This window comes from Luteimonas sp. Soil_C_5 (assembly GCF_057656615.1).
The window spans coordinates 233772-254080 of sequence record NZ_JBDGKA010000002.1; the positions used below are offsets into that span (position 1 = coordinate 233772).

The following is a 20309-nucleotide window of genomic DNA, read 5'->3' on the forward strand; positions in this document are numbered from 1 at the left end:
CGCGCAAGCGCGCTCCTACAGAAACCCGCCGCGGTGACCGCGGACGTCTCCACCGGGAGCGCGGCCGCGCGGGATCTCAAGCGATGCCGATCCCCGGAATCGCCGTGATCGCATCCGGATCGAAACCGCCCAGCGCGGCGAAATGGCGACCGCGCGCGGTGTAGTCACGGTAGGCACCGAAGCTGGGCGCGCCGGGCGACAGCAGCAACACGCCGTCGCCGTCCAACGCCGCGCGTGCTTGCGCGATCGCCGATTCGAGATCGTCGGCCGCCGACAGTTCGAATCCGGCTTCGCGCGCGATCGGCGCCAGCAGATCGAAGATGCGCGGGCCGTTCTGACCCATCGTCACGATCGCGTGCGGCGCACCGCTGCACATCGCGTCGGCGAACGCCTGCCAGTCGAGACCGCGGTCGTGGCCGCCGACCAGCAAGGCGACGCGACGGTCGCGGTAGACATCGAGCGCCGCAAGACTCGCATGCGGCGTCGTGCTGATCGAATCGTTGACCCACAACACACCATCGTGTGTACCCAGCGGCTGCAGGCGATGCGGCAGCGGCACGAAATCAGCGGCGGCCGCGGCCAGCGGCGCGGCATCGATGCCCAGCGCTTCGATCGCGGTCAGCACGCCGCACAGATTGCCCCGGTTGTGCCGGCCGGGCAGCGGCAGGCCCGAGGTATCCATGACCGCGGTGTCGCCGCGATACAGGAAATCGCCACGCAGATGCCAGCCTTCAGGCGTGCCGAACCAGTGAATCTCGCTGTCGGGCAACACCAGCGCAGCGAGCCGCGGATCATTGGCATTGAGCACGGCAATGCGTGGACGCGCGCGGGTCAGCAACGCCAACTTGTCGTCGACGTACTGCGCTTCGCTGCCGTGCCAGTCGAGATGTTCGGGAAAGATGTTCGTGACGACCGCGATGTCAGGCCGCACGCCGCCGGTGGCGACATCGCCGGTCTGGTAGCTCGACAGTTCGATCGCCCAGGCATCGGCGTCCGCATCGAGCAGTTCCAGCAGCGGCAGGCCGATGTTGCCGGCCAGCGCGGTGTGCAGGCCGTGCGCGCGCAGCAGATGCGCGAGCAGCGCGGTGGTCGTGCTCTTGCCCTTGGTGCCGGTGACGCAGACCGTGCCGGCTGCGACCTCGCCCGGCGCGGCGCGCGTGGCGAACCACAACGCGGTACCACCGACGAACTGCGTGCCCTGCGCCGCGGCGGCCATCGCATCAGGCGCATACGGGCTGATGCCCGGCGACTTTACGACGACCGCGCAGGCCGACAGCCGTGCGGCGTCGATGCCAGTGTCGCAGGTCAGCAGCGGATCGCCGAGCGTCGCCGCATCGGCGGCTTCGTCGGCGTTGCAGAACAGCGTCAGCGGCAGTGCGGGCGCGCGACTGCGGATCGCGCGCCAGGCCGCGCGGCCTTCGCGACCCCAGCCCCATAGCGCGATGCGGCCGCCATTGGCGGCGATTGCCTCAAGCTGCGAGATGCGCACGCAGGCGGTCCCACAGCGCGTCGGGAATGCGGTGTGCGTCCTCTTCGACCACCAGCAGGCCGGCGACATCCAGCTCGCCCGCGTCGAGCTGCGGTGCGATTTCGCGGGCGAAGCGCGCGACTATCGCGTCCTCGCGCCATTCCGGACGCTTCGCCAGCGCTGCCATCGCCGCGCGCGATTCGCGGCCTTCGCCGACGCATTCGAAAGGCTTGTGGTCCTGGTACTCGAGCAGCGCGTCGTAGCCCGGCACCTGCGATGCATCGTCGAGCAGATTGCGGCCGAAGATCGACACCAGACGCGGCTTGGGCATGAACGGCGCCAGCGCCAGGAACACGAAATGGCACTTCGGGCAGATGCCGCACCAGCGGTTCACCGGCCGCTCGCCGAGCAGATGGAAGTTGCGGTTGCAGCTGGAGAAATGCGCGTCGTAGCGATCGGTCTTCGCGAACTGGCGCGCCACCGCGAGTTCCGACAGCGGGCGCAGCAGCGAGTAGTAATGCAGGTCCGCCGCGACGCGCGCCTGCACGTGATCGCCGAACGCGCGCTCGAACGCCCAGCCCTTCGACCACTGGTGATTCACTTCACGCGTCTCGCCGCCCGACGCGTCCTTGATCAGGCTGCCGTAGCTGGCCGAACGCTCGTTGGAGAACACCACCTGGTCCACGCCGTGCAGCACCGCGGCCAGCACGAGGATCGCCGAGTTGATCGCGGTCACCGGAATGTGCCCGTTCCACGCGCCCTGGCGGTTGTACTCGAACAGTTCCGGCGCGATCTGGCGGCCGATGTTGAGCGTCGGCAGCCCGGTGCGCTCGGCGCAGACGCGGATCAGCTGCGAGCCGCCGATCCAGCTGACGGTCTGTTCGATGCCCAGCGCACGCAACGCTTCGATCGACACCAGCGAGTCCTTGCCACCGCCGATCGCGACCAGCGCATGCGTGCGCAGACCGAGCGCGGGGGCGTCGGCGTTCGCAGGCGCGTCATGCGGAAATTTGATCTTGCCGTGCAGATCCAGTCCATTGCGATACGCGAACTCGCCGAGTCCGTGCACGTACACGTCCTCGAGCAGCGTCGCGGTCTCCGCATCGATTGCGTAGCCCTCGATGCGGATGTCCGTCGGCACGGCGGCCTTGTAATAGCTGACGCCGGCGATCAGATGCAGCAGGCGCAACGCCTGTGTCGCGGCCTCGGCGCGCGCTGCGTCGAGCACGAACGGCGCGCCCGGCACGGCCACCGTTTCAATCAGCTCGGGACCGTCGTCGAAGGCATAGCGCAGACGCGCGACGCCGGTCGCGGCGTCGAGGTCGCAATCGATGAAACGGAAACTGCGGACCGCATTGCGGTCGAAGACAACACTCATTCCAGAACATCCTGCTGCGGCAGCTGCCGCAGGTTGTAGGTATTGGCCATGACGAAGCCGTAGGCGCCGGCGTCGGCGATCAGCACGGTGTCGCCTTCGCGGGTCGCGGCGGGCAGGCGGCGACGCGTGCCGAACACGTCGCTCGATTCGCAGATCGGGCCGACGATCTCGACCGTGGCTTCGACCGCGTCATCGAGGCGCGTCAGGTTGTGGATGCCGTGCCAGGCGTCGTAGAGCGCCGGCCGCATCAGGCTGTGCATGCCCGCATCCACACCGACGCGGCGCGTGCCCAGCTTGTCGACGACCTGGGTCACGCTGGTCAGCAGCACGCCGGCCTCGGCGACGAGGTAGCGGCCGGGCTCGATCGCCAGACGATAGCGCGGGTATTCGGCCTTGATCGCCGCCAGGCCCGCGGCCCAGGCCGGAATGTCGAACGGCACGTCGTCGGGGCGATACGGAATCGGCAGACCGCCGCCGATGTCGATCGTGTCGACGGTACCGACCGCATCGGCGAAACCGGCGAGCTCCGCGTAGACCTCGCGCCAGTGCGCGACGGTCTCGATGCCGCTGCCCAGATGCGCGTGGATGCCGGTGATGCGCGCATCGACTTCTTCGGCCGCGATCAGGAATTGATCGAACGCACCCAGCGGCAGGCCGAACTTCGAGGCCGCGCCGCCGGTGACGACCTTGGCGTGGTGGCCGTCACCGCGACCCAGATCGAGACGCAGCCACAGGTCGCGACCGCGGAAGACCTCGGGCCAGTTGCGCAGCGCTTCGACGTTGTCGACGGTCACGGTCACACCGCGTGCGTAGGCGTCCGCGTATTCGGCGCGCGGGGCGAAGCTCGGGGTGAACAGCACGCGTGCGGGATCAAGCTCCGGCAGCACGGCGAACACGTGGTCGAGCTCGCCCTGCGACACGCATTCCAACCCGAAGCCGGCATCGACCAGCGTGCGCAGGATGGCCGGATGCGGATTGGCCTTGATCGCGAAGAAGCGGCGGTCGATCGCATCGGCGCTCGACAACGCGGCGGCGCGTTCGCGCACGGTCGGCAGGTGATAGACGTAATGCGGCCGGCCGGGTTCGGCCAGCGCCAGCAGCGAGTCGCGCGCGCCCTGCCACCACTGCGGCGCGCGTTCGCGACGGCCGTGGGCGATCTCGCGCCAGCTCGGGCCGAATACGGTTTCGTCATGCACCGGCATCGCGCCGCTGTCGATCAGCTCGGCATGCAGCACCGGCAGCAGACCGTCGGCGTCGGCCTCGTCGATGACGAAAGTCAGGTTGAGATCGTTCGACGACTGCGAGATCAGGTGCACGCGCTCTTTGCCGAACGTGGCCCAGACATCCGACAGCTTGTGCAGCAGCGACCGCATGCCGCGGCCGACGAGCGTGATCGCGGCGCAGGGCGCGATGACCTTGACCCGGCAGATCTCGGCCAGATCATCACTCAATCGCGCCAGCACGTCGGTGCTGACGAGGTTCTCGCTGGGATCGAGCGAGACGGTGACATTGGTCTCCGACGAGCCGATCAGGTCCACCGACAGACCATGACGCTTGAAGCGTTCGAACACGTCGGCGAGAAAGCCGACCTGCTGCCACATGCCGATGCCTTCCATCGACACCAGCACGATGCCGTTGCGGCGGCTGATCGCCTTGACGCCCGGCACCGGCTCGGCGCTCGCGTCGATCGCGGTGCCCGGCAGGTCCGGACGTTCGGTGTCGAGAATCGCCATCGGCACGCCGCCATCGCGGCAGGGCTTGATCGAACGCGGATGCAGCACTTTTGCACCGGTAGTCGCGATTTCTTGCGCCTCGGCGTAATCCAGCCGGGTGAGCAGACGCGCGTCCGGCACATCGCGCGGATTGGCGCTGAACATGCCCGGCACGTCGGTCCAGATCTCGACGCGGAGTGCGCCGAGCAGCGCACCGAAATAGGCCGCCGACGTATCCGAGCCGCCACGGCCGAGGATCGCCGTGCCGCCGTCGCCATGACGGGCGATGAAGCCCTGGGTCAGCAGCATCCGCGGCGTCTGCGCGGCGAACCGCGCGCGCCAGTCGCCATCAGGTTCGCGCTTGCAGTTCACCGACAGGCGCAGCGCCCAGTCGCTCTGGTTCGGCAGCGCGACCGCGTCCAGCCAGTCGCGCGCATCGCACCAGCCGAAATCCAGACCCTGCGCCGCGAGATACGCCGCGCCGATCGTCGAGGAGAGCAGTTCGCCCTGCCCCAGCACCTCGGCCTGCCAGTCGAGCGTGCGCGTCGCCGCGCGTGCATCGATGGCCAGCGCTTGCAACGCGGCGAGACGCGTGCCGAGCACCGCATCGACATCCAGTTCGAGTTCGGCGACGAACGCGCGGTGGCGCTCGACCAGCGCGGCGACGCGCGCAGCCGAATCCGCGGCGCCATCGGCAATCGCCGTGAGCTCGTTGGTGACGCCCGACAGCGCGGAGACCACCACCAGCACGCGCGCGTCCTGCTCCAGCGCCCGGCGTTTCGCCAGTCGGCCGATGGTGTCCCAGCGGTGGCGACGCGACACCGAAGTGCCGCCGAACTTGAGCACGATCCAGCGATCGTCGGAGGGGGAAGACATCGAAGTGGGATCTCGAACAGCGACGGGGGCGACAGGCGTGGCGCGTAGCCAGCGGTGGGCCGCTACGTCCCGCAGGGGGCCATGGCAACGCGCGCCTGGACCGGCGATTCTAAAGCAACCTCCCCACCCCCGAGACGCCCGTGCCCAGCCGCCACTACCTGCAACTCGACGTGTTCGCCGACCGGCCCGGCGCCGGCAATCCGCTCGGCGTGGTGGTCGACGCCGACGGTCTGGACACCGCCGCGATGCAGGCCATCGCGAACTGGACCAACCTGTCCGAAACCATTTTCCTGCTGCCGCCCGAGGCCGATGCCGATTACCGGGTCCGCATTTTTACGCCTCGCCAGGAACTGCCGTTTGCCGGCCACCCCAGCGTCGGCGCGGCCTGGGCCGCGGTCGACCAGGGCCTGGCGGACGCCCCGGACGGCACGCTGGTGCAGCAGTGCGCCGCCGGGCTGCTGCCGGTCCGACTGGACGCAGGCAGCACCGGTCTGAAGCCGTCCATCCGCGCACCCCGCACCCGAAACCTGCCGATGCCCGCGGGCACGGAGGGCAAGCTCGATACCGTGCTGCGCGCACTGGGCGCCACCAGCGCGCCGCATGCCCTGCTCGACAACGGACCGCACTGGTGGTGTGTCGATCTCGGCGATGCGGCCGTCGTCCGCGGGCTGAGGCCGCCGCTGGTCGATATCGCCGCACTGTGCCTGGCCAGTGGCGCGGTGGGCCTCGCGGTCTGCGGGCGCAGTGACGCTGTCGACCACCAGCTTGCCGTCCGCGCGTTCTGCCCCGCCGACGGCATTCCCGAGGACCCGGTCACCGGGAGCGTGAACGCCGCGATCGCCGCATGGCTGCACATGGACCGGGCCGACGATGGCGACGTGGTCCGCTACGTCGCCAGCCAGGGTCGCGAGCTGGGCCGCGACGGACGCGTCGAGGTCGAGATCGACGCAGCCGGCGAGGTCTGGATCGGCGGATCGGTGCAGGCGGTGATCCGCGGGACATTCGACTGGTGAGAAGCAGCGCGAAGGCCTGCTACGCATGCCGGATGGCGCGCGTGCGGTGCTCTGACGGCATCGCAGGATGGCGAGCCCTGACAGCGATTGCCGCTGACCCAAAGGATGGACGCCACAGATGGCGGCCACAATGCGCAACTCCAACGCGTACGCTGCGCGTCACGCGTCAGCTGGCAGCGCTGGCGCCGGACTTCGAGCAGGTGCGAAGCGGGCCGCTACACTGTCGCGCCGCGTGACGCCCCCGCCATGACTACCCGCCGTTTCGTCCAGGTGGACGTATTCGCCGACCGGCCCGGTGCCGGCAATCCGCTCGCCGTGGTGCTCGATGCCGAAGGCCTCGACGACACCACGATGCAGGCCATCGCCCGCTGGACGCGCCTGCCCGAGACCACGTTCGTGTTCCCGGCCATGTCCGACGATGCCAGCTACGGCATCCGCATGTTCTCGCCGCGCCGCGAAGTGCCGTTCGCCGGGCATCCGAGCGTCGGCACCGCGCACGTCGTGCTCGAAGCCGGACTCGCCACGCCGCGCGACGGCCTGCTGGTACAGGACGGCATCGCCGGCAAGCTGCCGCTGGAAGTCGTCGGCGACGGCGCGACGCGCACGATCGCCGTGCGCACGCCGCGCGCATCGGTCGTCGAAACCGCATCGGCGGACGATCCGCGTCTGCGTGACGTGCTCGCCGCGATGCCGCTCGGCGCGCTGCCGCCGGTGCTGATGGATGGCGGGCGCCGCTGGTGGCTGGCCGAGCTCGCGAGCGAGGCCGACCTGCGCGCCGCGACACCGGACTGGACTGCGATCGGCGCACTCGCCGAGGCCACCGGCAGCATGGGCCTGTGCGCGTTCGCGCGCTCCAGTGACCCGGTGCATCACCTCGCGGTGCGCGCCTTCGTCGGTTCGACCGGCCATTTCGAGGACGCCGCCTCCGGCGCCGCGAATGCGACGCTGGCCGCGTGGCTGGCCGATCGCGATGCCCTGCCCGGCAGCGATGGCCGCTACCGCATCAGCCAGGGCCGCGAAGTCGGCCACGACGCGATCATCGAACTGCACGTCGACGGCAACGGCGATGTCTGGTCCGGCGGCCGCGTACAGACCGTGGTGCGCGGCACGATCGACTGGCGCTAGATCCGACTCGCGATCTCGGTATCCGATCCCCCGGACGCGCGCGCCCGGCCAGGATCGGTGCGCAGCCCGGTAGACAGCTGATGCTGCAGCCAGTCGCTCGCCTGGCGCGCGGTCTGCGCTGCGGCAGCGCCCAGAAGTGGGCCGACGTGGGTGCTCGAAGCGGACGCCAGCAGTTCGATCTCCCAGGCATCGGCCATCGCGCGCGTGAGGTCTGGCGGTACGTCGTCGTCGGCCTGCGACACGATGCACAGCGTCGGGACTGTCGGCCTCGATAGATGCAGGCCCGCGTGCGCTGCGCGCAGCACGGCGCCACTTTCATCCCGCCAGTACCGCATCGCCTCGATCGCCGTCGCCTCGTCGGCATCGGCCAGCGCGCGCCGCGTCGACGACAGGCGTGCGTTGGCGCCCCAGGGCACGACGTCGGGCCAGCTGCGCGCTGGTAGCTGCGCGTGCCACGGCGCGGGCGGCACCGGATTCACCAGCACCAGGGCATCGGCCGCGTCTGCCGCGTCGAGCGCCAGCAAGCCGCCGAGACTCGCGCCGACCAGCACGCGCGGGCGCGGCAGCCGTGCCAGTTCGCGGCGCACCTGCTGCGCGTAATCGGCATAGACAGTCGCGGCGATTCCGCCGGCCGCGGCGTGCAGATCGGGCGTGTGCACGCGATGGCCCCGGGCTTCGAGCACGTGGCGCCACAGGCGCCACTCCCAGCCACCGCCGCCGGCGCCATGGATCAGCACTGCATCGAAGGATCGATTCGACATCTGCCTATCGTCGCAGACGTGCACACGAAAACGGCGGCGCCGGAACACTCCGGCGCCGCCGTCGATGGAACGCGCATCGCAGCCTTGCGGCTGCGCAATGCCGTCAGCTGTCGAGTTCGGCCTCGAGCGACAGCGGCACCGCCGACAGCGCCTTGGAGATCGGACAGTTCTGCTTCGCGTCGTCGGCGATATCGCGGAACTTCGCCGCTTCGATGCCCGGCACCTTGGCGTGGGTTTTCAGACGGATCGCGCTGAGCTGCGGACCGCCATCCATCGACAGGTCGACCTCGGCGCGCGTGTCGATCGATTCCGGCGGAAACCCGGCCTCGGTCAGCTTGGCCGACAGGGCCATCGAGAAACAGCCCGCGTGTGCGGCGGCGATCAGTTCCTCGGGATTGGTGCCCTTCTCGTCGCCGAAGCGGCTGTTGAATCCGTAGCGCACGCTGTCCATCAGACCGCTCTGCGGCGTCGACAGGGCGCCACGTCCGGACTTGAGGTCGCCGGTCCAGTGTGCGGTGGCGTGACGGGAAATACCCATGTGGATCTCCTGCTGGAAACGGAGGAGCAGCCTAGTCGCCGCGGCGTTACGCGCGCGTTGCACCGGTGCGGCGTCACGACGCCACGGGCGCCGATGCGCGACGCTGGGGCCATGTCGTTGTCACCCGCCACTGCCGCTTTTCTCGCCGATGCCGTGCTCGCGCTGCACGTCGCGATCGCCGCCTTCGTCGTCCTCATGACGCTGGCCGTGCCCATCGGTGGCGCGCTGGGCTGGCGCTGGATACGTCGCCGGTCGCTGCGCTGGCTGCATGTCGCGCTGGTGCTGGTGATCGCGGCGCAGGCCTGGCTGGGTCGTCTATGCCCGCTGACGACGTGGGAACAGACCCTGCGCGCACATGCCGGACAGGCCACGTACGAGACATCCTTCATCGGCCACTGGCTGTCGCGCGTGCTGTTTTTCGAGTTGCCGTGGTGGATGTTCGTGCTCGCCTACACCGCCGTCGCCGTGCTGGTGGTGGTGGGCTGGTGGCGCTGGCCGCCGGAAAAAGATGCTCGACGTCGAGGGCGATCCGCCGGTCCGGGGACATAGCGCGAAGAAAACCCCGGTTTTATTGCGGTTTCCTATTGGCGGGGGTGCCGCGATGCCCTACATTTCGCTGGCCGGCTCGCTCGGCCCGGAACATCCAATCCATATACGACGAGGGAACCACATACCCATGGCAACGAAGAAGGCCTCCACCAAGAAAGCCCCGGCCAAGAAGGCTGCGCCGAAGAAGGCCGCTGCCGCCAAGCCGGCCGCCCCGAAGCCGATCAAGGAAGCCCTGAGCAAGTCGGGTCTGGTCGCGCACATCGCCGAGTCCACCGGCCTGGCCGCGAAGGACGTCCGTTCGGTGTTCGCCGCGCTCGAAGGCGCCGTGCACGGTTCGGTCAGCAAGAAGGGCGCGGGTTCGTTCACCCTGCCCGGCCTGCTGAAGATCACGTCGGTCAGCGTGCCGGCCAAGCCGAAGCGCAAGGGCATCAACCCCTTCACCAAGGAAGAGCAGTGGTTCGCCGCCAAGCCCGCCTCGGTCAAGGTCAAGGTGCGTCCGCTCAAGAAGCTCAAGGACGCCGCCGCCTGATCCAGGCGCGCCACGTGTCTTTCGATCGGGACGGCCTTGGCCGTCCCGATTTCGTTTCGGGATTGCCCGAAGGTTTTCCGCCACACCAGTTTCGTCCGGAGATGGCCCGACGACTTTGGCCATTCCCGTTCCGCTCCGGCGAACACCTGACGCCCCTGAGCGGTCCGGATGTGTCCGCACGCGCCACACGGCACCAGCGCTGCGCGCGTGCCCGCGGTTCGGTTCGCCCGGCCCCGTGATCGAACGCCACCCGATCCGCGCTTTCCTGCCGCACCACCGCGGAATCGCGTGGATCGCACTCCCGGTGTCGACCCGCCGGCCACTGTCGCCGGGCGTGCACATCCGGTGAACGTTTCGCATCGCATGCTCGGCGCCGCTTTCTCCCTTTCGATTGGATTTCGAACGATGAGCTTCCAGGGTTTTCTCAATCACCTGCTCACCTCGCAGGCCGGCGGCAAGCCCGGCAGCAGCCTGCTCAATGCCGATTTCGGCAAGGGCGCGGCCACCGGCGGCGCGCTGGGCCTGCTGCTCGGCAAGAACAAGAAGACCCGCAAGGTCGCGACCTACGGCGGCCTGGCCGCGATCGGCGTGATGGCCTACAAGGCCTACGGCGATTACCAGAAGCAGCAGGCCGGCGTCGCCGCGCCCGCGCCGCAGACCGTCGACCGTCTGCCCGCGCCGCAGGTCGACATCCACAGCCAGGCGATCCTCAAGGCGCTGGTCGCCGCCGCCAAGGCCGACGGCCACATCGACGCGCGCGAACGCGAGGTCATCGAAGGCGAGTTCAAGCGCATCGACGAAGGCGCCGACGTGCAGCGCTGGCTGCACGCGGAGCTGGAAAAGCCGCTGGATCCGGCCGAAGTCGCCAGCGCCGCGAGCACGCCGGAGATCGCATCGGAGATGTATCTGGCCAGCGTGCTGGTCGCCGACGAGACCAGCTTCATGGAGCGCAGCTATCTCGACGAACTCGCGCGCCAGCTCAAGCTCGCGCCCGAGCTCAAGACGCGCCTGGAGCAGGAAGTGAAGGACAGCGCCCAGGCGCGCTGAGCCTGCTCGCGTCACCCGCGGAACGGCCTGCCCTGCGCAGGCCGTTCCGCGTCATGCACCGCGCAGGACGCAGCGCCGCACACTCCGGCTTCGCGCCCGCCCTGCGAGGCTGGCGTCATGCACGATCCAGATGCCACACCACGCGACGCCGCAGCGCCACCGCCGTCGCCCGCCACGCCGCCGCCCGAATCGAACAAGGCCTCGAAGCCGCCGCGTTGCGACTACGGCCCGCAATTGCGCAGCACGCTGCGTTTCGTCTTCGTCGTCGCGCTGCTTGCCGCGGGCGGTCACTGGGTCTGGCACCAGCCGTTCATGGCCAAGCCGCGGGCGATCGCCGCACTCACCGCCGCACCGGCGCCCGATACGCTGCAGATGCCGGTCGAAGGCGTGCGCGCCTCGCGCGTGGCCGACACCTTCGGTGCGCCGCGCGGTACCGATCGCCGGCATGAAGGCGTGGACATCTTCGCCCCGCGCGGCACGCCGGTCGTCAGCGCGACCGATGGCGTGGTCGTCGGTATCCGCGAGAGCGGGCTGGGCGGCAAGCAGGTCTGGGTCATGGGTCCCGGACGGCAGCGCCACTACTACGCCCACCTCGACGGCTTCGCCGAATTCCTGGAGGTCGGCGATCTGGTGCGGCCGGGCGATGTACTGGGCATCGTCGGCGACACCGGCAACGCGCGCGGCACGCCGCCGCACCTGCATTACGGCGTCTACGCCGCCGATGGCGCCTTTGATCCGCTGCCGCTGCTGCGGGCCGCAGCGGACAGCGGCGACGCCGCGCGCTAGCATTTCGTCCCGGTCGCACGTGCGGCCGTCGGGGAGCGGGACATGCGGCACCGGCACTGGTGGCTGATCATCGCGATGCTGGGCCTGCTGGGACTCGCCCTCGCCGTGCACGAGGCGACGCGTCCCGCAGTGGATGCTGACGCCGCGTCCATCACGTCAACGGCCAACGGCGCCGGCACGTCGGCGACCGCGGACGCTGCGCGCGCCCCTGCCGATGCGGCGCAACGCGCGCGCTACGAATCGCTGGCGGCCGCGGTCACCACGCTGCATGCCTATCTCGCCGCCCTGTTCGAAGCGGACCGCAGCGCCGCCGACGCGTACTGGGTCGACGGCGCGCCGACCGGTTCCGGCGAGGACGCACTGCGCGCACTCACCGGGGTCACCGGCATCCGCGCCGACAACACGCGACCCGAGCCGCTGGACGCCGCCGACATGCCCGAAGCCGTGGAGATCCCGGTGCGTCTGCGCATCGGCGGCGAGGGCCCGCTGCGCCACTACGCCGGCCACTACCGCATGCGCCGGGTCGGCGACGACTGGCGCATCACGTCGGCGTCCATCGAACCGTCACCGCGCCAGCGTTAACCTGCCTGCTACCGACTTCACCACGGGGACCCGATGGACAAGCGTTTCTGGATCTGCGGCCTGACGATCTCGGCGACCGCGCTCGTCCTCGGTTTCCTGGTTCACGGCGCGCTGCTGCGCGCGGACTACCTTGCGCTCTCGCATCTGTTCCGGCCGCGCGACGAGGCCAATGCCAACGTCGGCTGGATCCTGCTCGCCTACCTCGCGCTCGGCCTCGGCATGACCTGGCTCTATCGCTGGCTGCCGCCGCCGGTGCGTCGCAAGCGCTGGCATGGCGCGCGCTTCGGAATGGCGTTGGCGCTGGTGTCCTTCGTGCCCTGGCACCTGCTCGCGTATGCCGGCCAGCCCTTCCCGCTGCCGCTGATGTTCAAGCAGATCGCGTTCGACGTACTGGCGATGCTGCTGCTCGGCCTGCTGCTGGCCTGGCTGCAACCGCACCGCGTGACGCTGCGCAAGGCACCCGAGTAAGCCGCCGGCCCGGCGCGGCTCAGATCGCATTCACCCTGCGCCGGTAGGGTGCGCGTCACTTCGAGGAGGATCCCATGCGTCGTGTCCTGTCCCTGTTGGTGCTGCCGGTCCTGCTGCTGGGCCTGGCGGCGTGTACGTCGCTCGGTGTCGTCTCGGCGTGGCTCAACGACCAGGTGGCCTTCACCGCGCCGCAGCTGCAGCGTCAGCTCGACACCCGGTTCCCGCGCACCTTCGATCGCGTCGGCGGTCTCGTCTCGGTGACGCTGGACAATCCGCGGCTGTCGATGCCGTCGGGCGATCGCCGCCTGCGGCTGGATTTCGACCTCGGCGTCGGCGGCGTGATGGCCGACAGCCGGCCCGGCCACCTGTCGCTGGTCAGCGGCCTGCGCTACGACCCGTCGACACGCGGCCTGCATCTGGAAAATCCCGAACTGCTGCAGTTCGACCTGCCCGGCTCCAACGCGCTGCTGCGGGGTGGCGCGCGCGGCGTCGTGAACAGTCTGCTGGCCGAGTATGCGCGCAGCGAACCGGTCTACCGGCTCGACGACGATCTGCTGTCGAAGCTGCCGGCCGGCAAGCGCGTCGGCGATGTCCAGATCGAGAGCGGTCGCGTGGTGGTCCACCTTGCGCGCTGAGCGTCGCCGCGGGGCCGCCGTCTCCGGCGCGCTGCTGGCGCTGCTGATGCTGGCCGGCTGCGCCGGTGACGACGCGGCGGGTGACGCTGCGGCAGGTACCGCGCCCGGCGAAGCCGGTCTTCCGCAGCCGCAGCAGCCCGGCGGCGCGGTCACCGACATGCCGGGCCAGCCCGGCCCCGGCGAGGTGCCGCTCGGCGGCGAACCGCCGGCACCGGACATCCTCGATCCGACGCTCGCCCCGCTCGAGGACAACCCGGAAACGGGACTCCTGCTGCCGGGCGATCCCGCGGCGTCGGCCGCAGCGATCCCGGAGCCTTCGCCGGAAGAAGCGGCGGCGGTGATCCGCACCTACTACGCCGCGATCAACGCACTGGATTACCCGCGCGCCTACGCGCTGTGGTCGGATGGCGGCCGCAGCAGCGGGCAATCGCCGGAGCAGTTCGCTGCCGGATTCGGAGAGACCTCGATGGTCATGGTCGACATCGGCGCGCCGGGAGCCGTGGAGGCCGCCGCAGGCTCACGCTTCATAGAACTGCCGGTCTCGCTGCGCGCGCAGCAGGCGGATGGCACGTTCCGGCATTACGAAGGCCGCTACGTGCTGCGGCGCGCCGTGGTCGACGGCGCGAGCCAGGCCCAGCGCGCGTGGCGCATCGCCTCGGCGGATCTGCGCGAGGTGCCCGCGTCCTGATCGACCGCGCCGGGGCTGACTCAGCGCTTGGGCTGCAGCATCGTGCCGGTGCAGGTCTTGGCGCCGCAGCGGCAGCCCCACAGCTTCTTCAGCGCCGGCGTGTGGCGCTCGGCCAAGGTGATGCCGTAGTTGTAGGTCAGCTCCTCGCCGGCCGCGATGTCGCGGACCGCCTCGATGTAGACCTTGTCCTTGTGCCGGCGGTCCTTGGCGTCCTCGTGGACCACCGCTTCGCAGTTCGGCTCGCAGCTGTGGTTGATCCAGCGCGCGACGTTGCCCTCGACGTTGGCGTCGATGACGTAGTCGTCGTTGAGCGTGAACAGGAAGGTATGCCCGTCTTCTTCGAGATCGCCGTACTGGTTGTCGACGTCGTCGTGGCTGCGCAGGAAGCCCTTGTAGCGGATGACCCGCTCGCCCTTGGCGATCGCGTCGGTGGCGAAGACGCCATTGCCGTGGATGCTGGAAATGCGGGCTTCGATCTTCTTCGGTGTCTTCGACTTCTTCGGCATCGCGCACGGGGCCCGGCATGAGGTGACGCCGCATTGTGGCCAACATCCCCATGGCCCGCCAGCGCTGCGCGGCCATCCGCGCGCGCGACCGATGAACCGGAGCGGTGCGGCGCGTTGAGCGGGCGGACCCAAAAGCGTACAATTTTGGTCCCCTTTGCGAGACCGCCCCCGTGCTCCGCGTCACCAAGCTCACCGATTACGCCACTGTCGTGCTGACCGTGCTGGCCGCACGGCCGGAGACGGTGATGAGCGCGGCGGACCTGGCGGACCAGGCCGGACTCGAGCCGCCGACGGTCAGCAAGCTGCTCAAGCCGCTGGCGCAGGCGGGACTCGTCGAAGGCTTCCGCGGTACGCACGGCGGCTACCGGCTGGCGCGTCCGGCCGCAGCGATCAGCCTGGTGGAGATCGTCGAAGCCATGGAAGGTCCGCTGGCGATGACCGAGTGCAGCCTGCACGACGGCCAGTGCGGGATCTCCGCCAAATGCGGCGTGCGCACCAACTGGTTGCGCATCAACGACGTCGTCGCCGAGGCGCTGCGCAGCGTGACGCTGGCGCAGATGCTGGGCGATGCGCGTTCCGCCCCCCTTTCCACCGAAGCCGACGCGAAGCGTATCGACGCCCGCCTCGCTTCCGCATAGACAGTAGGCAGCCCATGGCCACCGACATCGCAGAACCCGTTGCGAACGCCGAGATCCACGAACAGCTCGGCCGTCGCTACGACGCCGGTTTCATCACCGACATCGAGTCCGACAGCTTCCCGCCCGGCCTCGACGAGGACGTCGTCCGCGCGTTGTCGGCGAAGAAGGACGAGCCCGAGTGGATGACCGAATGGCGCCTGGCCGCATATCGCCACTGGCTGACCATGCCGGTGCCGCACTGGGCCAAGCTCGACATCGCGCCGATCGATCTGCAGTCGGTCAGTTACTACTCGGCGCCGAAGGCCAAGTACGCCTCGCTCGATGACGTGCCGCAGGAACTGCTCGACACCTACGACAAGCTGGGCGTGCCGCTGCACGAGCGCGCGCGTCTGGCCGGCGTCGCGGTGGATGCGGTGTTCGATTCGGTCTCGGTCGGCACGACGTTCCGCAAGGAACTGGCCGAGAAGGGCGTGATCTTCTGCTCGATGTCGGAGGCGATCAAGGACCATCCGGAGCTGGTGAAGCAGTACCTCGGCAGCGTGGTCCCGGTGGGCGACAACTACTTTGCCGCGCTGAATTCGGCGGTGTTCTCCGACGGCAGCTTCGTGTTCATTCCCAAGGGCGTGCGTTGCCCGATGGAGCTGAGCACCTACTTCCGCATCAACGCCGGCCATACCGGCCAGTTCGAGCGCACGCTGATCATCTGCGAGGACCAAGCCTATGTGTCCTACCTCGAAGGCTGCACCGCGCCGATGCGCGACGAGAACCAGCTGCACGCGGCGGTCGTCGAACTGGTGGCGCTGGACGATGCCGAGATCAAGTACTCGACGGTGCAGAACTGGTACCCCGGCGACGAGAACGGCAAGGGCGGCATCTACAACTTCGTGACCAAGCGCGCGGAGTGCCGCGGCGCGCGCAGCAAGGTGGTCTGGGCCCAGGTCGAGACCGGTTCGGCGATCACCTGGAAGTACCCGTCCTGCGTGCTGCTGGGCGACGACTCCAGTGGCGAGTTCCACTCGGTCGCGCTGACCCACCACCGCCAGCAGGCCGATACCGGCACCAAGATGATCCATGTCGGCAAGCGCACCAAGTCGAAGATCGTCAGTAAGGGCATCAGCGCCGGCCGCGGCCAGAACACCTATCGCGGCCTGGTCAAGGTGGGCGCCGGCGCCGAGGGCGCGCGCAACTACACCCAGTGCGACTCGCTGCTGATCGGCAAGCGCTGCGGCGCGCACACGTTCCCGTACATCGAGGTCAAGCATCCCAGCGCGACCGTCGAGCACGAGGCCACGACGTCGAAGATCAGCGACGACCAGCTGTTCTACTGCCGCGCGCGCGGCATCGCCGAGGAAGACGCGGTCAGCCTGATCGTCGACGGCTTCTGCAAGCAGGTCTTCCGCGAACTGCCGATGGAGTTCGCGGTCGAGGCCAAGAAGCTGCTCGACGTGTCGCTGGAAGGCAGCGTCGGCTGACGCTGCTTTCCAGCGAAGTGATTCGTGATGGGTGATTGGTGATTCGAAGAAGCCACCGCCTGTCCGGATCGCGCGGCTGTCCGCCCTGACGAATCACCCATCACGAATCACCAATTACGGCCTTTCCATGCTCAATATCGCCAACCTCCACGCCTCCATCAACGAGCGCGACATCCTCAAAGGCCTCTCGCTCGACGTGAAGCCGGGGGAGGTGCACGCGATCATGGGGCCGAACGGCGCCGGCAAGTCGACGCTCGGCAACATCCTCGCCGGCCGTGACGGCTACGAGGTGACGTCCGGCCACGTGCAGTTCGAAGGCCAGGATCTTCTGGCGCTCGATCCCGAAGAGCGCGCCGCCGCCGGCGTGTTCCTCGCGTTCCAGTATCCGGTCGAGATTCCGGGCGTGAACAACACCTACTTCCTGCGCAGCGCGCTCAATGCGCAGCGCAAGGCGCGGGGCGAAGAGGAGCTCGATTCGATGCAGTTCCTGAAGCGCGTGCGCGAGAAGCTGGCCGTGCTGCACCTCGACGACCGCCTGCTGCACCGCGGCGTCAACGAGGGCTTCTCGGGCGGCGAAAAGAAGCGCAACGAGATCTTCCAGCTCGCCGTGCTCGAGCCGAAGCTGGCGATCCTCGACGAGACCGATTCCGGCCTCGACATCGATGCGCTCAAGAGCGTCGCCGACGGCGTCAACGCGCTGCGTTCGCCCGACCGCGCCTTCATCGTGATCACCCACTACCAGCGCCTGCTCGACTACATCAAGCCCGACGTCGTGCACGTACTGGCCGATGGCCGCATCGTGCAGAGCGGCGGCCCGGAACTGGCGCTGCAGCTCGAAGAGAAGGGCTACGCCTGGATCAAGGACCGCGTCGCACCGGAGACCGCCGTCTGATGAGTGCCCTGCTCGACTCTCTCGCCGCCGGATTCGATGGCGACACCGCACGTCGCGCGGCCCTGGACGCGACGCTCGCGACCGGCCTGCCCGGCCCGCGCAGCGAAGCCTGGAAATACACCTCGCTGCGCGCGCTCGAGCGCCGCCAATTCGCGCGCGCCGATGGCGACGCGCCTGTCGTCGATCCCGCCCTGCTGGCCGACATCCCGGCGCCGCGGCTGGTGTTCGTCAATGGTCGCCCGGCACCGGCGCTGTCGGATCCCGGACCGGCAATGGCCGGCGTCTCGATCTCGACGCTCGCCGACGCCGCTGCCGCGCTGCCGTCGATCAACGCGCAGGGCGACGCGGTGTTCGCGCGTCTCAACCAGGCACTGGCACACGATGGCGTCGCGATCGACGTCGCCGCGGGCGCGAAGGTCGAAGCTCCGATCCATCTGGTGTTCGTCGGTGCGCCTGCCGCGACCGATCTCGCCTGGCATCTGCGTCACCACGTCCGCCTGGGCGAAGGCGCGACGCTGTCGCTGGTCGAACACCATCTTGACGCGGCGGCGCATCGCCATCTCGACAACAGCGTGATTTCGCTGCGCGTGGCCGACGATGCCGAGCTGCGCCACGTCCGCCTCCAGCGCCGCGAGTCGGGCGCCACGACGTTCCTGCGCACCGATGCGGAACTGCAGGCCCGCGCGGTCTACATCCGCACCGATGTGGAAGCCGGCGGCGCGCTCACGCGGCACGAGCTCGACGTACGCCTGCTCGGCAATGCCGCGCGTCTGACCGCCAACGGCGTACTGCTGGCCGGAGGACGTGCGCACGTCGATACCCGCCTCGGCATCCGCCACGTGGCGCGTGACACGGCGTGCCAGCTGCTGTGGCGCGGCATCGGTGACGGCCGCGGCCGCGTGGTGTTCCATGGCGGCATCGCCATCGACGCCGGCGCCGACGGCACCGATGCGCGACTGTCGAACAAGAACCTGCTGCTGTCGGCAACCGCCGAGATCGATTCCCAGCCGGTCCTGGTGATCCATGCCGACGAGGTGCAGGCGGCGCATGGCGCGACCGTCGGCCAGCTCGATCCCGGCGCGCTGTTCTATCTGCGCTCGCGCGGCCTGCCGGCCGATGCCGCGCAGCGCCTGCTGACCACCGCCTTCGTGCGCGAGCCGCTGCTGGCCATCGCCGATCCGGGCCTGCGCGCGCAGGCCGAGGCGCTGCTCGATCGCGCGCTGTCCGCGCACGTCGACGCATGAGCGCATTGCCGCCGCTGACGCCACCGTTCGATGGTCCCAGCACGCCGTTGGACCATGCCGGTGGCATCGACTGGGCGGCCGTGCGTGCGGATTTCCCGCTGTTGCTGCGCGAGGTTCACGGCAAGCCGCTGATCTATTTCGACAATGCCAATACCGGGCAGAAGCCGGCGTCTGTGATCGAAGCGGTGGACGGGTTCTACCGCCACCAGAACGCCAACGTCAGCCGCGCCGTGCACCAGTTGGGCACCGAAGCAACCGAGGCCTACGAAGGCACGCGCAAGAAGCTGGCGGCTTTCCTCAACGTGCGCGCCGACGAACTGGTGCTGTGCAGCGGCACGACGTTCGCGATCAATCTGGTGGCCTACTCCTGGGCGCTGCCGCGGTTGAAGGCCGGGGACGTGATCCTGGTGTCGCGCATGGAGCACCACGCCAACATCGTGCCGTGGCAGCTGGTCGCCGAGCGCACCGGCGCGACGATCCGCGTCGCCGAGATCGCGCCTGACGGCGCGCTGGACCGCGATGCGCTGCAGCGCGCGATGACGGCGGACGTGAAGCTGCTCGCGCTCACCCACGTGTCCAACGTGCTGGGCACGGTGAACCCGGTCCGCGAGATCTGCCGGGATGCGCGCAAGCGCGGCATCGTCACCGTCATCGACGGTTCGCAGGCGCTGCCGCACCGCGCGGTCGACATCGCCGCGATCGGCTGCGATTTCTACGCCTTCACCGGCCACAAGATGTGCGGCCCGACCGGCACCGGCGTGCTGTGGGCACGCCGCGAACATCTGCAGGCGATGCCGCCATTCCTCGGCGGCGGAGAGATGATCAAGGAAGTCAGCTTCGACGGCACGGTGTTCAACGATCCGCCGCACCGCTTCGAAGCGGGTACGCCCAACATCGCGGGATTCGTCGGGCTCGGCGCGGCGGTGAAGTATCTCGACCGTCTGGGCATGGACCACGTCGAGGCGCGCGAGGCCGAACTGCTGGCGCATCTGACCGAAGAGCTGCAGCGCATCGACGGGCTGCGCATCTTCGGCACCGCGCCGGGCAAGGCGGCCGTGGTCTCGTTCCTGATCGAAGGCGCGCATGCGCACGATCTGGCGACGCTGCTCGACCTCGAAGGCGTGGCGATCCGTTCCGGCCAGCACTGCGCGCATCCGCTGCTGCAGTTCTTCGGCGTTGCTGCCACGTGCCGCGCGTCGCCGGCGTTCTACAACACCCATGACGAGATCGACGCCTTCGTCGCCGCCCTGCGCAAGGTGCGCACGCTGCTGGGCTGATTGCATCGGTCCGCCGGTGATGGCTGCAAGCTCGACCTTGCGCATTGCGCCTGCCGCAACCACGTCGGCGATACCTTTACCCCCCGCGTTCATCCGCCCGCTGTCGTGTCAGCGACGGCGCCGTT

21 protein-coding genes are annotated in these 20309 nt (G+C 69.2%); 15 read left to right on the top strand and 6 right to left on the bottom strand.

Features of this window, described 5'->3' with window-relative positions:
- Nucleotides 1–76: 76 nt before the first annotated feature.
- Genes murD through AC3A5K_RS05450 form a run of 3 tightly spaced genes read right to left on the bottom strand, consistent with a single transcriptional unit; the run spans nt 77 to nt 5434 of the window.
- The gene (gene murD, locus AC3A5K_RS05440) at nt 77–1489 is read right to left on the bottom strand and encodes a UDP-N-acetylmuramoyl-L-alanine--D-glutamate ligase (RefSeq protein WP_487616503.1); all 1413 of its coding nucleotides are present in this window, start codon (nt 1487–1489) and stop codon (nt 77–79) included.
- On the bottom strand, nt 1470–2846 hold the full coding sequence (murL, locus tag AC3A5K_RS05445) for a UDP-N-acetyl-alpha-D-muramoyl-L-alanyl-L-glutamate epimerase (RefSeq protein ID WP_487616504.1): 1377 nt from the start codon (nt 2844–2846) through the stop codon (nt 1470–1472). The genes murD and murL overlap by 20 nt, the downstream gene beginning before the upstream one ends.
- A complete protein-coding gene (locus tag AC3A5K_RS05450; RefSeq protein WP_487616505.1) occupies nt 2843–5434 on the bottom strand; it encodes a bifunctional aspartate kinase/diaminopimelate decarboxylase in 2592 nt (863 codons plus the stop codon). Before AC3A5K_RS05450 ends, murL begins: the two co-directional genes overlap by 4 nt.
- A gap of 140 nt (nt 5435–5574) precedes the next feature.
- Between AC3A5K_RS05450 and AC3A5K_RS05455 the strand changes: the two genes are divergently transcribed.
- Together AC3A5K_RS05455 and AC3A5K_RS05460 are read left to right on the top strand one after the other, a co-directional pair.
- On the top strand, nt 5575–6447 hold the full coding sequence (locus AC3A5K_RS05455) for a PhzF family phenazine biosynthesis protein (protein WP_487616506.1): 873 nt from the start codon (nt 5575–5577) through the stop codon (nt 6445–6447).
- A 246-nt stretch (nt 6448–6693) separates the two neighbouring features.
- On the top strand, nt 6694–7572 hold the full coding sequence (locus AC3A5K_RS05460) for a PhzF family phenazine biosynthesis protein (protein ID WP_487616507.1): 879 nt from the start codon (nt 6694–6696) through the stop codon (nt 7570–7572).
- Here AC3A5K_RS05460 and AC3A5K_RS05465 read toward each other — a convergent pair.
- Complete coding sequence (locus AC3A5K_RS05465) at nt 7569–8333, bottom strand: alpha/beta fold hydrolase (RefSeq protein ID WP_487616508.1); 765 nt, start codon at nt 8331–8333, stop codon at nt 7569–7571. The two genes, AC3A5K_RS05460 and AC3A5K_RS05465, sit on opposite strands and share 4 nt — an antisense overlap.
- A 103-nt stretch (nt 8334–8436) precedes the next feature.
- Entirely contained in the window at nt 8437–8871 is a 435-nt protein-coding gene (locus tag AC3A5K_RS05470) for an OsmC family protein (RefSeq protein WP_487616509.1), read from the bottom strand.
- A 111-nt stretch (nt 8872–8982) separates the two neighbouring features.
- Between AC3A5K_RS05470 and AC3A5K_RS05475 the strand changes: the two genes are divergently transcribed.
- From AC3A5K_RS05475 to AC3A5K_RS05510, 8 genes are all read left to right on the top strand, one after another.
- Complete coding sequence (locus AC3A5K_RS05475) at nt 8983–9420, top strand: DUF2784 domain-containing protein (RefSeq protein ID WP_487616510.1); 438 nt, start codon at nt 8983–8985, stop codon at nt 9418–9420.
- Between the two features lie 127 nt (nt 9421–9547).
- Nucleotides 9548–9949 (top strand): HU family DNA-binding protein, encoded by a 402-nt coding sequence (locus AC3A5K_RS05480; RefSeq protein WP_487616511.1) that lies wholly within the window; start codon nt 9548–9550, stop codon nt 9947–9949.
- A gap of 405 nt (nt 9950–10354) precedes the next feature.
- A complete protein-coding gene (locus AC3A5K_RS05485) occupies nt 10355–10996 on the top strand; it encodes a tellurite resistance TerB family protein (protein ID WP_487616512.1) in 642 nt (213 codons plus the stop codon).
- A gap of 117 nt (nt 10997–11113) precedes the next feature.
- Nucleotides 11114–11782 carry a M23 family metallopeptidase gene (locus tag AC3A5K_RS05490; protein ID WP_487616513.1) on the top strand — a complete coding sequence of 223 codons (669 nt, stop codon included), beginning with the start codon at nt 11114–11116 and terminating at the stop codon, nt 11780–11782.
- A gap of 42 nt (nt 11783–11824) precedes the next feature.
- Nucleotides 11825–12364, top strand: a complete 540-nt coding sequence (locus AC3A5K_RS05495) for a hypothetical protein (RefSeq protein WP_487616514.1) — start codon at nt 11825–11827, stop codon at nt 12362–12364.
- A 33-nt stretch (nt 12365–12397) separates the two neighbouring features.
- On the top strand, nt 12398–12832 hold the full coding sequence (locus tag AC3A5K_RS05500) for a hypothetical protein (protein ID WP_487616515.1): 435 nt from the start codon (nt 12398–12400) through the stop codon (nt 12830–12832).
- 74 nt (nt 12833–12906) lie between these two features.
- Nucleotides 12907–13467 carry a DUF1439 domain-containing protein gene (locus AC3A5K_RS05505; RefSeq protein WP_487616516.1) on the top strand — a complete coding sequence of 187 codons (561 nt, stop codon included), beginning with the start codon at nt 12907–12909 and terminating at the stop codon, nt 13465–13467.
- Complete coding sequence (locus AC3A5K_RS05510) at nt 13421–14155, top strand: hypothetical protein (RefSeq protein ID WP_487616517.1); 735 nt, start codon at nt 13421–13423, stop codon at nt 14153–14155. The genes AC3A5K_RS05505 and AC3A5K_RS05510 overlap by 47 nt, the downstream gene beginning before the upstream one ends.
- Nucleotides 14156–14175: 20 nt before the next feature.
- Here the strand turns inward: AC3A5K_RS05510 and AC3A5K_RS05515 are convergent, their stop codons facing one another.
- Nucleotides 14176–14661, bottom strand: coding sequence for an SET domain-containing protein (locus tag AC3A5K_RS05515; protein ID WP_487616518.1), 486 nt, complete (start codon nt 14659–14661; stop codon nt 14176–14178).
- 170 nt (nt 14662–14831) lie between these two features.
- Between AC3A5K_RS05515 and AC3A5K_RS05520 the strand changes: the two genes are divergently transcribed.
- The 5 genes from AC3A5K_RS05520 (at nt 14832) to AC3A5K_RS05540 (ending at nt 20184) form a co-directional block, all read left to right on the top strand.
- Entirely contained in the window at nt 14832–15299 is a 468-nt protein-coding gene (locus AC3A5K_RS05520; protein ID WP_487616519.1) for an SUF system Fe-S cluster assembly regulator, read from the top strand.
- Nucleotides 15300–15313: 14 nt separating this feature from the next.
- Nucleotides 15314–16771, top strand: coding sequence for a Fe-S cluster assembly protein SufB (gene sufB, locus AC3A5K_RS05525; RefSeq protein ID WP_487616520.1), 1458 nt, complete (start codon nt 15314–15316; stop codon nt 16769–16771).
- A gap of 127 nt (nt 16772–16898) precedes the next feature.
- Nucleotides 16899–17663 carry a Fe-S cluster assembly ATPase SufC gene (gene sufC, locus AC3A5K_RS05530; protein WP_487616521.1) on the top strand — a complete coding sequence of 255 codons (765 nt, stop codon included), beginning with the start codon at nt 16899–16901 and terminating at the stop codon, nt 17661–17663.
- The gene (gene sufD / locus AC3A5K_RS05535) at nt 17663–18907 is read left to right on the top strand and encodes a Fe-S cluster assembly protein SufD (RefSeq protein WP_487616522.1); all 1245 of its coding nucleotides are present in this window, start codon (nt 17663–17665) and stop codon (nt 18905–18907) included. The genes sufC and sufD overlap by 1 nt, the downstream gene beginning before the upstream one ends.
- Nucleotides 18904–20184, top strand: a complete 1281-nt coding sequence (locus tag AC3A5K_RS05540; RefSeq protein WP_487616523.1) for a cysteine desulfurase — start codon at nt 18904–18906, stop codon at nt 20182–20184. The genes sufD and AC3A5K_RS05540 overlap by 4 nt, the downstream gene beginning before the upstream one ends.
- Nucleotides 20185–20309 lie beyond the last annotated feature (125 nt).